Annotated in this window: 12 protein-coding genes and 1 pseudogene; 1 reads left to right on the forward strand and 12 read right to left on the reverse strand. The window is 72.6% G+C overall.

The features are described 5' to 3' along the window. Positions 1–42: 42 nt before the first annotated feature. The 4 genes and pseudogenes from Prum_RS50705 to Prum_RS01810 form a co-directional block, all read right to left on the reverse strand. Positions 43–831 (reverse strand): annotated as a pseudogene (locus Prum_RS50705) (MMPL family transporter); the annotation flags it as partial. Then, complete coding sequence (locus Prum_RS01800) at positions 828–2,093, reverse strand: MMPL family transporter (RefSeq protein ID WP_173073392.1); 1,266 nt, start codon at positions 2,091–2,093, stop codon at positions 828–830. The pseudogene Prum_RS50705 and the gene Prum_RS01800, both read right to left, overlap by 4 nt. 269 nt (positions 2,094–2,362) lie before the next feature. Beyond that, positions 2,363–3,037 carry a response regulator gene (locus tag Prum_RS01805; protein ID WP_281368827.1) on the reverse strand — a complete coding sequence of 225 codons (675 nt, stop codon included), beginning with the start codon at positions 3,035–3,037 and terminating at the stop codon, positions 2,363–2,365. Positions 3,038–3,059: 22 nt separating this feature from the next. Continuing rightward, positions 3,060–4,241: a sensor histidine kinase gene (locus Prum_RS01810; protein ID WP_173073394.1), complete on the reverse strand. Its 1,182-nt coding sequence runs from the start codon at positions 4,239–4,241 to the stop codon at positions 3,060–3,062. 77 nt (positions 4,242–4,318) lie between these two features. On the opposite strand from Prum_RS01810, the gene Prum_RS01815 reads away from it, so the two are divergent. Then, a complete protein-coding gene (locus Prum_RS01815) occupies positions 4,319–5,398 on the forward strand; it encodes an inositol-3-phosphate synthase (RefSeq protein ID WP_173073396.1) in 1,080 nt (359 codons plus the stop codon). 65 nt (positions 5,399–5,463) lie between these two features. On the opposite strand, the gene Prum_RS01820 is transcribed toward Prum_RS01815, so the two are convergent. From Prum_RS01820 to Prum_RS01855, 8 genes are all read right to left on the reverse strand, one after another. Then, positions 5,464–6,624 (reverse strand): acyl-CoA dehydrogenase family protein, encoded by a 1,161-nt coding sequence (locus Prum_RS01820; RefSeq protein WP_173073398.1) that lies wholly within the window; start codon positions 6,622–6,624, stop codon positions 5,464–5,466. Then, the gene (locus tag Prum_RS01825) at positions 6,617–7,159 is read right to left on the reverse strand and encodes an acyl-CoA dehydrogenase family protein (RefSeq protein WP_173073400.1); all 543 of its coding nucleotides are present in this window, start codon (positions 7,157–7,159) and stop codon (positions 6,617–6,619) included. The genes Prum_RS01820 and Prum_RS01825 overlap by 8 nt, the downstream gene beginning before the upstream one ends. 157 nt (positions 7,160–7,316) lie before the next feature. Further along, positions 7,317–7,883, reverse strand: a complete 567-nt coding sequence (locus Prum_RS01830; RefSeq protein ID WP_173073402.1) for a hypothetical protein — start codon at positions 7,881–7,883, stop codon at positions 7,317–7,319. 322 nt (positions 7,884–8,205) lie between these two features. Then, on the reverse strand, positions 8,206–8,478 hold the full coding sequence (locus tag Prum_RS01835) for an acyl carrier protein (RefSeq protein WP_173073404.1): 273 nt from the start codon (positions 8,476–8,478) through the stop codon (positions 8,206–8,208). A gap of 37 nt (positions 8,479–8,515) precedes the next feature. Then, positions 8,516–9,772, reverse strand: a complete 1,257-nt coding sequence (locus tag Prum_RS01840) for a type III PLP-dependent enzyme (RefSeq protein WP_173073406.1) — start codon at positions 9,770–9,772, stop codon at positions 8,516–8,518. Next, positions 9,769–11,154: a preATP grasp domain-containing protein gene (locus tag Prum_RS01845; RefSeq protein ID WP_173073409.1), complete on the reverse strand. Its 1,386-nt coding sequence runs from the start codon at positions 11,152–11,154 to the stop codon at positions 9,769–9,771. Before Prum_RS01845 ends, Prum_RS01840 begins: the two co-directional genes overlap by 4 nt. A gap of 13 nt (positions 11,155–11,167) precedes the next feature. Continuing rightward, complete coding sequence (locus Prum_RS01850) at positions 11,168–12,097, reverse strand: 3-oxoacyl-[acyl-carrier-protein] synthase III C-terminal domain-containing protein (protein WP_173073411.1); 930 nt, start codon at positions 12,095–12,097, stop codon at positions 11,168–11,170. Beyond that, positions 12,094–12,366 carry an acyl carrier protein gene (locus tag Prum_RS01855; RefSeq protein ID WP_173073413.1) on the reverse strand — a complete coding sequence of 91 codons (273 nt, stop codon included), beginning with the start codon at positions 12,364–12,366 and terminating at the stop codon, positions 12,094–12,096. The genes Prum_RS01850 and Prum_RS01855 overlap by 4 nt, the downstream gene beginning before the upstream one ends.

The following is a 12,366-nucleotide window of genomic DNA, read 5'->3' on the forward strand; positions in this document are numbered from 1 at the left end:
CGCCGCGCGCCGCCGGGCGCCGCCGCGCAGGCCCGGCCACCAGGCGGCCCGGCCGAGAATCGTCATGAACGCCGGCACCAGCAGCATCCGGACGATGGTGGCGTCGATCGCCACGGCGAGGACCAGGCCCAGACCGACCTCCTTGATCGGGGCGAACCCGCCGGTCATGAACCCGGCGAACGCCACCATCAGCAGCAACGCCGCCGCCGTCACGATGCCGCCACTGCGCCGCAGCCCGTCACGGACCGCGAGGTCGGACGGCGCGCCGGCCAGCCATCGCTCCCGGATCCGGGACATCACGAACACCTCGTAGTCCGTCGACAGGCCGAACGCGATGGCGGCGACCACCACCGGCACGGTCAGGTCGATCCCGTCGAGGTCGCTCGCGTTGAACAGGCCGGCCAGGTGCCCCTGCTGGAATACCCACACCACGACGCCGAACGCCGCGCCGAGGCTGAGTAGGTTCGTCAGCACGGCCTTGACCGGGATCAGCAGCGAACCGGTGAACAGGAACAGCAGCAGGAACGTCGCCAGCACCACCACGCCGGCGGCGTACGGCCCCCGGGCCCGCAGTTGGTCCTTGTAGTCCACCAAGCGAGCCGCGTCGCCGGTGACCAGTACCGGGAACGGCGCGTCCAGCGCGCGGATCCGCTCGACCGCCCGCCCGGTCTCCGGGCTGCTCGTCGGGTGTTCCGGCGTGGCCTGCAGGACGGTCAGGCCGCCGCCGGTCCGGCCGCTGTGCACCGCGGCGACGCCCGGCACGGCGCCGATCTCGTTCGCGAAGGTGGCCAGTCGCGGGTCGTCCGGCGCGGCCGTCACGACCACCGTCACGGCGCTCGGCCCACCCAGGTCCGGGAAGTGCTCGGCCAGCGCGTCGGCCAGTTGACGGGTCTGGCTGCCGGCCGGCAGCGACTTCGGGTTGCTGGTGTCCAGGCGGGTGCCGGCGGCCGGCAGGGCCAGCACCAGGAGCCCGGCCACGACGGCGAGCGTGACCAGCACGGGCGCGCGCTGCACGCCGCGTGCCACCAGGGCGAAGGCACGGCCCGGCCCTGCACCCGCCGCACCGGCTTGATCCGCCGGCCGAACAAGCGCAGCAGCGCGGGCAGCAGGGTGATCGCCGCCAGCATGTCGATGACGACGACGGCGGCACCCGCCAGCCCGATCGACCGCAGGAACGGGTCTTCGAAGACCAGGAGGCTGGCCAGGCTGACCGCGACCGTCAGCCCGGAGAAGACGATGGTGCGGCCGGCGCGTTCGGTGGCCCGCCGCAGAGCCTCGTCGAAGTCCTCGACGGTGGCCCGTTCCTCGCGGAACCGGCTGACCATCAGCAGGGCGTAGTCCACGCCGAGCCCGATGGCCAGCATCGTGGTGACCTGGATCGCGTAGATCGACACGTCGGTGACGAAGCTCAACCCCAGCAACGCGGTGAACGTGCCGCCCACGCCGACCATGGCGATCAGCAGCGGCATCCCCGCCGCCAGCAGCGAGCCGAACACGATCAGCAGCAGGATCAGCAGCAGCGGCGCGGAGATGATCTCGGCGCGGCGAGTGTCCGATGTGGCCTGTTCGTTGAACTCCGCGTCGGTCAGCGGCCCGCCGGAGACGGCCACCGTGACGCCGGCGGTGTCGCCGATGTCCCGGATCCGATCGGCGACCCGGTTGGCCAGCAGGTCGCCCTGGTGTTCCAGCTCGACGTCGAGGACCACCGCCCGCCCGTCCGGCGCCGCCGGGGCGGTCGGGCCGAACGGCTCGGAGACGGCGACCACGCCGGGGATCACCCGCAGGTCGGTGACGGCCGCCTCGACGGCGGTCCGGAACGCCGGGGTACTGGCCGGCGGCCCGGACACCACGGCGGTGATCACCGGGGGTGCGAGCTTGGCGTCACCCAGGGCTTCGGCGCCGCGTTGGGCCTCGCTGCCGGGGACGGTCCCCACCGTGGTGGTCATGCGCGCGAACACCGCGTTGCCGAGGGTGAACCCGGCGACGGTGATGAGCAGCCACACGACCAGGACGGCGATGGGATGCCGCCGCCCGGCGCCGGTGATGAAGCGGATCATGGCGATCTCCTCGAGCGGGGGCAGTGTCGAGTTCATCGTCACCACCCGGTCGTGGAAAGGGATCGCCAGCGCGGGGGAATCCGCCCCTCAGCACAGCGGGGGAGTTCGGCTATGGAGATTTGAGATCAGGTACAGGTTCAAGATCGAGTTCTGAGCTACCGCGACGCCCGTCGCGGTCCAAACCGTCGCTCCCGCGGCCGCACCCTCCGCGCTCCACAATCGATCAAGGCTTTCTGCGTCGATCAAGGGCGAATGGTCGTGGATGGGAGATCGAACCACGACCATTCGCCCTTGATCGGCGGGCGCTAGTCCGGGTCGGCGCCGGGGGCGACCACCCCGGACTCGTACGCGAAGACCACCGCCTGGACGCGGTCGCGCAGGCCGAGCTTGGACAGCACGTTGCTCACGTGCGTCTTGACCGTGTGGTCGCTGACCGTGAGCTGCGCGGCTATCTCGGCGTTGGACAGCCCTCGGGCCAGCAGCCGCAGCGTCTCGACCTCCCGGGTGGTCAGCTCGGCCAGCCGGGCGGGCGGGCGCAGCACCGCGTGCGGGCGGCGCATCAGGTCCTCGATGAGCCGGCGGGTGACCGTGGGGGCCAGCAGCGCCTCGCCCCGGGCGACCACCCGCACCGCCTCCACCAGCTCGGCGCGGCAGATGGTCTTGAGCAGGAATCCGTTGGCGCCGGCGCGCAACGCGTCGTACACGTGCTCGTCCAGGTCGAAGGTGGTCAGCACGAGCACCTTGGCGTCGGTCAGGTGGCAGATCCGTTTGGTCGCCTCGACGCCGTCCATGACCTCCATCCGGACGTCCATCACCACCACGTCGGGGCGCAGGCTCACCGCCAGTTCCACCGCTTGCGCGCCGTCGGCCGCCTCGCCGACCACGCTGATGTCGGGCTCGGCGTCGAGGATCATGATGAAGCCGCTGCGGACCAGCGCCTGGTCGTCCACGACCAGCACCCGGATCGGTGGGTCCGACACGCCGTGCTCCTCCCCGGTCGGCCTACTGCGTGGGCAGGGTCGCGGCGACGGTGAAGCCGCGCCCGCCGGCCCCTGTCCCGGCGCGGAGCGTACCCCCGCACGCGGTCACCCGCTCGCGCATGCCGATTATCCCGTACCCACCGGCCCGCGGCTGGGTCGCGCCTTGCCCGTCGTCGGTCACCTCGACGTTCACCTCGCGCTGCCCGTACCGGACCTGGACCCGCAGCGCGGTGGCGTTGGCGTGCTTGATGGTGTTGGTGATCGCCTCCTGGACGAGGCGGTAGACGGCGACGTCCACCTCGTCCGGCACCGGACGCTGGCGCCCGTGGCGCTCGACGCCGGCCCGCAGGTTGACCGCGCGCGCCTCGTCGAGGAGCCGCTCCAGGTCCGCGATGCCCGGCTGGCCGGCCGGCGGCCCATCCTGCTCGGGCGAGCGCAGCGCGGCCAGCGAGCGGCGCAGTTGGAGGATCGCCTCCCGCCCGCTGTCGGCGATCACGCCGAACGCCTCCTCGGCCAGTCGGGGGTCCTTGCGTACGGCGACCGGTCCCGCCTCGGCCTGCACGACCATGACGGCGACGGTGTGGGCGACGATGTCGTGCACCTCCCGCGCCACCTGGTTGCGTTCCCGCGCGGCGGCGGCGGCCCGCTCCTCCTCCTGCCGGGCCGCCCGCTCCTCGAGCATGCTGATGTGCGCCCGGCGGGCCCGCGCCCCCGTGCCGAGGCCGTACGCCGCCACGTACGCCATCCCGACGTACCCGAATGAGGCCGGCCCCTCGGCCGGCAACAGCAGCGAGAGGACCACCGCGACCGACTGCACGGCCATCGCCACGAGCCGCCACGGCGCCGGGCTGAGCGCGGCGAAGGTGTACGTGGCGACCAGCGACCCGAACGGCAGGGGCGGCAACCGGTGCACCATGGCCAGCCCGCTGGTGGCCGTACCGACGATGAGCGCCACCAGCAGTGGCCAGCGCCGGCGCCAGAACAGCGGCACCGACGCGAACGTCGCGAGCAGCAGATGCCACCACGAGCCGGAAGCGGAGACCAGCAGCGGCGCCACCGAGGCGCACAGCACCGCGACCGCGATGAACCCGTCGACCAGGGACGGCGCGGGCCGGGGCAGCCGGTCCAGCCAGGAGCGCACGCTGTTCAGTATGCCGTCCGCGGCCGTGCCGGCCCGGGTCATCTGGGCGCCCGTACGGTCCACGTCTGGTTTAGGACATCGATCTGGCCCGTGATATCGCGCCCGCATTGGATGGATGTACCAACCATAAGGAGGATCACGTGGGCACAGTCCGCGTTGCGATCGCCGGTATCGGCAACTGCGCCGCGTCGCTGGTGCAGGGGGTGGAGTACTACCGGACCGCGAACCCGGCCAGCCGGGTGCCCGGCTTGATGCACGTGACCTTCGGCGATTACCACGTCGGCGACGTCGAGTTCGTCGCCGCGTTCGATGTGGACGCGAAGAAGGTCGGGCGGGACGTCTCCGATGCCATCGGCGCCAGCAACAACAACACCATCAAGTTCTGCGACGTGCCACCGCTCGACGTGCCGGTGCAGCGCGGCCCGACACTCGACGGCCTCGGCCTGTACTACCGGGAGATGATCGACGAGTCGGACGAGGACGCGGTGGACGTGGTGCGCGCCCTGCGCGGGTCCGGCGCCGACGTCCTGGTGTCGTACCTGCCGGTCGGCTCGGAAGCGGCGAGCCGGTTCTACGCGACGTGCGCGCTGGAGGCCCGGGTGGCGTACGTCAACGCGCTGCCGGTGTTCATCGCCTCCGACCCGGTGTGGGCCGCCAAGTTCACCGACGCCGGCGTGCCGATCGTCGGCGACGACATCAAGTCGCAAGTGGGCGCGACCATCACGCACCGCGTGCTCGCCAAGCTGTTCGAGGATCGCGGCGTGCAACTGGACCGCACGTACCAGCTGAACTTCGGCGGCAACATGGACTTCATGAACATGCTGGAGCGCACCCGGCTGGTCTCCAAGAAGATCTCCAAGACCCAGTCGGTGACCTCCCAGATCCCGCGCGAGCTGGCCGCCGGCGACGTGCACATCGGGCCGAGCGACTACGTGCCGTTCCTGCACGACCGCAAGCACGCCCTGGTACGCCTGGAGGGCCGCGGCTTCGGCGACGTGCCGTTGCTGCTGGAGTACAAGCTCGAGGTCTGGGATTCGCCGAACTCCGCGGGCATCATCATCGACGCGGTACGCGCGGCCAAGATCGCGCTGGACCGGGGCATCGGTGGGCCGATCCTGTCCGCTTCCTCGTACTTCATGAAGTCGCCGCCGCAGCAGTACGACGACGCGACGGCGCGGGACGCGGTCGAGCGGTTCATCCGCGGCGAGGTGGAGCGCTGATCCACCGCGCCGGCCCGGCCAGCGGGATCGTTCACACATCGATCCCACCGGCCGGGCCGCTGCTGTCAGCCACGGTTGAGCTTGCCCTGCACCAGCCCTTGGAAGACGTTGAGCCGCTGGATGTTGCCGGTGCCCTCCATGAACTCCACACCGCGGGCGTCGCGCACGAGCTTGTCCAGCATCGGGTGCGCCAGCCGGGCCCCGGCGCCGAAGAACTCCAGCGCCTCCAGCGTCACCTCCTCGGCCAGCCGCGCCGCGCGCGCCTTCGCCGCGGAGGCGACGTACCCGTTGGTGGGTTGGGCGTCGACCGTCGCGGCGGCCTGGTGAATGAGCTGGCGTACGCCGTCGATCCGCCGGCCGGTGCGCTCCCAGCGCAGCCGCTCCCAGGTGCGCAGTTCGCGCCGGTTGGCGGCCACGTACTCGTGTGCCGCCCGCGCGACGCCGAGGGCGATGGCCGCGACGCCGGGGCGCAGCCGGTTGAACATCTGCACGCCGCTCCACACGCCTCGGCGGGTGGGGCTGAGGTGCCGGCCGAGCACCCGGTTGGCCGGCACCGGCACGCCGTCGAGGGTGACCGCGCAGATCTGGGCTCCGCGCAGCCCGACGGTGGGTATCGGTTCGGCCTTGAACCCGGCCGCGTCCGTCTCGACGAACACGGCCGCGGCACCCAGCGGGCCGGGCCGGTCGCGGGCGAAGACGACGCCGACCTGTGCCCGCGCCGCGTTGCCGATGTACCGCTTGGCGCCCCGCAGGACCAACCCGTCGCCGTCCGGCGCCGGGGCCAGCGCGGTTTGCATGGCGGCGGCGTCGGAGCCGCGGTCGGGCTCGGTGAGCGCGAAGAACGTCCAGGTCGGCGCCGCCAGCAGGCGCCCGTAGAACCACGCCTTTTGCTCGTCGTCGGCCAGCAGGTCGACCAGGACTCCGGACAGCGAGGCGCCCGGCGCGGCGAGCAGCATCCCGGCGTCACCGCTGGCGATCTCCTCGGCGAAGACGGCCCGCTCCAGGGCCGACATGCCGTAGAACCGGTGGCCGTCGACGACCACCGGGTTGGGGTTGTAGGCAGGCGGGATGAGCATGCTCGCCAGATGCCGGACGGGCGGCAGGTCGAGGTGCCGGTGGATCGCGTCCGGATCGGCGTCCAGCTCCAGGGCGGCGGCGCGCAGCTCGCCCGTCCAGTCGCGGGCGTGCTGGCGAGCCGTGCGCAGCCGGTCATCGAGTTCAAACATGGTGTCCCTCCGGCGGCGGCCCACCCGCCCATACGTCGGCGAGCAGTTCGGAAGCGTGTACGGTGCGGCCGGGCCCGTCCAGGGTGAATCCGCTCGCGCCGAGCAGCCGCAGGAGCATCCGGTCGGTCAGGGTGATCTGCCGGTGCAGGTCGACCAGGGCCGCTCCGGCCGGCTCGCCGGACGCGGGGGCGGCCAGCACGCAGCACATTTCCAGCTGTTCGGTCACCGCGTCGGCGAGTGCGCCCTTGACCAGCTGCTGGAGCAGCAACGGCACGTCGCCGGCGCGGCGTTCGCGCAGGTGGGTGACCGTCGCGTCGAGCAGCGCCTGGGACAGGCCGAGGCGCAGCCGGGCCAGGTCGAGCGACCATTCCGGCAGCTCGTCGACCGGTTCGGTCGGGCCGGAGCCGGCCGGCTGGTAGCGCACGGCGATCAGGTCGCCGTCGCCGGCCGGCACCACGGCCACGGTACGCAGCCCGGCCGGGTCGCCTGCTGGCGTCGCCGCGCCGGTGCGGACCGCGGTAGCGCTGGCCAGCACGAGCGCCGGGACGATGGCGTACCCGGTCGGCCCGAGCGGCAGGACGCCGGCCCAGGTCGCGGTGTGCAGCTCGGTCAGCGCCGCGAACAGGCCCCGCCGGCGGGCCAGCGCCTGCCAGCCCCTTCCGGGGCCGGCGCTCGCGGTGCGGCGGTCTGAGTCAGGGACATCCGAGTCCCCCTTCCGGGCGGGTGATCCCGATCGTGGTGACGCACAGTTCGTTGGATCCGGGGTCGTGCGCGGCCAGCACCCGGGTCGTGCCCGGCACCGGCTCCTGCGCCAGGAGCCACCACGGCGCCACGCACCCGAGACCGGACGGTGCGACGCGGTGCGGATGGCCGCCGATCCGCGGCAGCGGGCCGAGGCCCGGGTCGGCGAGGAGGGTGGCGCCGTCACCGGGCGTCGCCGCCGCCAGATCCGCGACCAGCGCGGATGCGGCGCGGTCCCGGGTGACGCCGGCGTACCGGCGCACCGAGATGCCCGCCGTGCCGGCCGGCGGACCGCCGCTCTCCAGCAGGAGCGCGACGCCGACGTCCCGGGTCGGCGGCGGGTACGGCGGGGCCACCACGTCGTACGGCAGCGTGCTCTGCTCCAGGATGATCAGCAATGCCCGGCAGTGGGTGAAGCCGCGGGCGTACGTGCCCAGCAGGCGCAGGGCGGTGAACGGCGCGGCCAGTCCCTGGTCGGAGACGGCGAAGGCGAGCGGCTCCCCGGCGCGACGTCGCACAGGTAGCAGGCGGTCACCCGGCGGGGGTCCGCGTCCGGGCTGGCGTGGGCGATCGCCACGAGGTCCAGTGGTCCGCCCAGCGGGTCGAGGTCGGTCAGCAACTGGTCGGCCATCGTGGTGAACGGCACCCGCGGGCCGGCGGCGTACCGGTCGGGGCGGAACCGGAGGCCGTACAGGCCGGTCATGTCGGTGAGGTACTCCTCCAGCAGCGGGTCGCCCTCGTAGGGCGACCCGCCGCTGAACTCGCGCGCGACCGTCCGGGTGAGCCGCAGCGGCCCGGGGCCGGCCGCGGGCGGTTCCGCGGTGGACAGGTACATCGCGGTTAGCCGGACTGCTCGAGGATGTAGTCCGCGAGCGTGCCGACCGTCTCGAAGTGCCGGTGTTCCAGCGTGTCCGAGTCAATCGTGACGGTGAGCTGGTCCTCCAGGTTCATCAGCAACTCCAGCACGTTGGTGGAGTCCAGTCCGAGGTCGTCCATGAGTCGCGTCTGCTCGCTGACCTGCACCGAGTCGCTGTTCAGGACGGCGGTGACGGCCGCGGCGACACCGGCGACGACGTCGCTGCGGTCCAGGGTGGCCTCGGGAGTGGTGGTCATGTCTCCTCCTGTGGATCGACGAGCGTGGTTCGGGTGGTCAGTAGCGGATCTGCTGGCGCAGCAGGTCGTCTGCGGTGTCCCGGCGCCGCACGAGGTGCGACCGGCCGCCGTCGACGAGCACCTCGGCGGGGTGGCCGTGGCTCAGGAACAGCACGGGCGAGGCGCTGGGGCCGTACGCGCCGGAGCGCAGCACGCCGACCAGGTCGCCGACCCGCAGCTCGGGCAGCTCGACGGCCTTGCCGAGGGTGTCGTTCGGCGTGCACAGCGGGCCGGTGACGTGCCACGGTCCCGTCCCGTCGCCGTCGCGGTTGAGCAGCCGCATGGGGAAGTTGCGCTTGACGAAGGAGCCGATGCCGACGGCCGCCATGTGGTGGTTGGTGCCGCCGTCCGCGACGGCGAACCACTCCCCCATGGACTCCTTGACGTACCGGACGCGCACGACGTACGTGCCTGCGGGCGCGGTCAGGTACCGGCCCAGTTCGAGCAGCAGCCGGGTGCCGCCGTGGCGGGACAGGAAGTCCGCGACGACCGGGTTGAGCAGCTGCGCCAGCACGGCCGGGTCGAGGTCCCGCTCGCCCGCGAAGTACGCCACCCCGAGGCCGCCGCCGATGTCCACCGCCTCCAGCGGGAAGTCCAGGTGGGTGGCCAGCCGCTCGGCCAGCGCGAAGATCCGCCGGGCGTTCTCGACCACCACCTGCTCGTCGAGGATGCGCGTGCCGAGGTAGGCGTGCACGCCGACGAGGCGCACCGCCGGGTACGTCTTGACCAGGTCCGTCTCGGCGAACAGGCGCTCCTCGTCGATGCCGAACTGGCGGGGCTTGCCGCCCATCGTCAGGCCCGAGCCCTTGACGGCGAACGCGGGGTTGACCCGGAGCAGGACCGGCGCGATCATGCCGCGCTCGCGGGCCGCCGCGTCGATCAGGACCAGTTCCCCGAACGACTCGCAGACCAGTGCGTAGATGCCCTCGTCGAGGCAGGCGGCGATCTCCTGCTCGCTCTTGCCGGGGCCGAGGAAGATGATGTCGCCGGGCCGGACCCCGGCCAGCAGCGCAGTGCGCAGCTCGACCAGTGAGGACACCTCGGCGCGGGCGCCGGCCGAGGCCAGCAACGCGCAGACCGAGACGTTCGGGTTGGCCTTGAGGGAAAAGAACATCTCCAGGTCGGGGTGCAGCAGCTCGCGCAGCGTCGTGAACTGCCCGCGCAGGCTGTCGCCGTCGTAGACGTACAGCGGCGTGCCGTACTGCGCGGCCAGTTCGGCGGCGGTGATGCCCTGGATCTGGAACTCGCTCGTCACGGTTGTGCTCCCTCCATCGCGCCGGCCAGCCGCCGCGCGATCTCGTTGTCCATGGCGTCCAGCCGCTCGGGTGTGTCCGCGATCAGCAGGCCGTACAGGCGGCCGTCGAAGGCCGCCGCCGCGTCCCCGCCGGGCGCGGCGGCGTTCACGGTGGCGAAGTTGTGCACCAGCAGGCCGGTCTGGCCGGTGCCGCGCAGCAGCAGGTCGCCGACGGCGTCCCGGACCGCGCCGAAGGGCAGCGGGCGGGTCAGCCGCAGCGGGTACTGCCGGGCGAGTGCCACGGCGCCGTCGGCGAGGAACCGCTCCTGCAGCGAGACCTGGTACGTGGACATGTTGTTCCGTGCGTTGATCTCCACGACCGGGTAGAGGCCGCCATCCGGGTCGACCATGGCGTCCACCCCGACGACGCCGTAGTAGCCGTCGGCGGCCAGCCGGGCGCCGAGCGCGCCGGCGACGCCGGTGAGCTCCGCCACCTGCCGGCCGTCCAGCCGAGCCGGCATTCGATGTCCTTTGTGGACACCGTTGGCGGTGATGGCCTCCTTGACGAAGTCGAAGTGGACGCTCGCGTCCCGGCCGACGGTGAACTGGTAGTTCAGGTCGGCGCGCTTGGCCACCCACTGCTCGATCAGCAGGGACAGCCGCCGTTGCCCGGACCGCTCGGCGCGGCGCAGCACCATCCGGCGCAGCCGCTCCAGGTTGCCCGGCTCGTCGACGACGAGCAGCCCCTTGCCGGATACCCCGAACGCGTCCTTGGCCACCACCGTGCCACCGGCCGCCACCAGCGCCGCGCCCCGCTCGACGGCCGCCTCGAACTCCTCGACGGTCTCGCAGGTCCAGCCGGGCGGCTGGCGCAGCCCGAGGGCGTCGGCGACCTGCCGGCTGTAGATCTTGCTGTTCACCGTCCGGCAGACCGCCGCGGTCGGCGCCGCCAGGCCGATCCCGGTGCGGGCGGCCAGTTCCTCCTCGTCGGCGGAGACGCCGTGCGGGTACAGGGCGGCGGTGCCGGCGAGCGCGGCGAGCCGGTCCAGCAGCCCGGGGCTGGCCAGCACGTCCCGGGTGACGGTGCGGTGCGGGTCCGTGTGCTCGGCCACGAGCAGGCGCGGCAGCGGCACGCCGAGCGCGCCCAGGTAGTCCAGATAGGCGGCGTCGGGCTCGCCCTTGAGCAGTACGTAGTCGTCCGGGCCGCCGAGCAGCATGGCGAACTCATCCATCCGGTTCACCACCGCGTCGCTGGCGGACAGGGCCACCCGCGGCAGGCCGGGCTCGCCCGCGCCCCACCGCTCCTCGACCTCGAAGTTGCCCAGGAACACCAGCGGCGTGCCGGTGGACGGCAGCAGCGCCGCCTTCAGCCGGCTCACGAAACTGTCGAGTACGGCCGTCATGTCGATACCTCCATCAGTGCTCGAAGACCATCGCGGAGAAGGTGGAGCCGAGTCCGACGGCCGCCATGAGATACCGCTCGCCCTGCCGGAGCAGGCCGAGATCGCGGGCGGTGGCGTAGTTGATGAAGGAGTCGGCGCAGAAGCAGTGGCCGGTGACGGGCATGTTGTCCAGGAAGAGCCGGTCGACCGGCAGCCCGATCTGCCGGGCGACGCGCACCCAGGACACCCGGTTGACGTTGTGCGGCAGCACCAGGTCCAGGTCCGCCACGGTGAGCCCGGCGTGCGAGACCGCCGCGAGGATCACCTCGGCCAGGGCGTCCGGGTACGCCTGCTGGAACCGCGCGGACATCTCCGGCGACAGCGACAGCCCCGCGTTGTACTCCCCGTGCGTCGCGGTGGCGTACGACAGCATGCGGTCCCGGCGGCCCGGCCCGACGAGCACCGCCGCCGCGCCCTCCCCCATGATCGCCGTACCCGGGATCATGCGCGCCGAAGGGGTGAACGCCTTCTCGCCGACGAAGATCAGCGCGAGGGCGGCCGGGTCGCCGTCCTCGGCCAGCAGCTTGCCGCACAGGTCCACCGCGAGCAGCCCCGACGCGCACGCGTGCTGGGTCACCGCGAAGGCGTTCGCGTGGCCCAGGCCGAGCAGGTCGCGGACCTCGTGCAGCGGGTTCGTGGGGTACGGCGCGATGGCCTGGAGCGTGCGGGCCTGCACCACGTACCGCACGTCCTGCTCGCGGCCGCGCAGGTCGTCCAGCTTTGCCGCCGCCGCGAGCATCAGGTCGGCGACCGTGCCCTCGGGCTCCCGCAGCACGTCGGCGAGGCCGTAGTAGCGGTGGAACATGCGCACCTGCACGTCGCTGAGGCCCAGCTCGTCGCGCATCGAGCTGATCGCGACCCGCTGCGGCGGCAGGTACGCCGACACGGCGCGCAGGGATGTCACGGCCGGGTCCCGGCCGGGACTTCGCAGAGGAACGCGACCAGCGCGTCGACGGACGGGTGGTCCCAGACGATCGTCGGTTCCAGCGTCACCCCGAGGTGGTCCTCGATCTCCCCGCACAGGGCCAGCGCGTAGACGGAGTCCAGCCCGAACCCGGCAAGCGGCGCGGCCGGATCGATCGTGGCGGGGTCGCGCTCGGTGAACTCGGCGACCCGCTCGACCAGCCAGGGGCGCAGGTGCTCGGCGGTCGGTCGGTTCTCGTTGGTTTTCAT

Origin of the sequence: Phytohabitans rumicis (assembly GCF_011764445.1) — a bacterium.
Classification (GTDB): Bacteria; Actinomycetota; Actinomycetes; order Mycobacteriales; family Micromonosporaceae; genus Phytohabitans; species Phytohabitans rumicis.

Bases quoted from the DNA above. Each gene is read 5' to 3' on its own strand.
- Prum_RS01800 (WP_173073392.1), bottom strand. From the start codon at position 2,093: ATGAACTCGACACTGCCCCCGCTCGAGGAGATCGCCATGATCCGCTTC.
- Prum_RS01855 (WP_173073413.1), bottom strand. From the start codon at position 12,366: ATGAAAACCAACGAGAACCGACCGACCGCCGAGCACCTGCGCCCCTGG.
- Prum_RS01835 (WP_173073404.1), bottom strand. From the start codon at position 8,478: ATGACCACCACTCCCGAGGCCACCCTGGACCGCAGCGACGTCGTCGCC.
- Prum_RS01845 (WP_173073409.1), bottom strand. From the start codon at position 11,154: ATGACGGCCGTACTCGACAGTTTCGTGAGCCGGCTGAAGGCGGCGCTG.
- Prum_RS01820 (WP_173073398.1), bottom strand. From the start codon at position 6,624: ATGTTTGAACTCGATGACCGGCTGCGCACGGCTCGCCAGCACGCCCGC.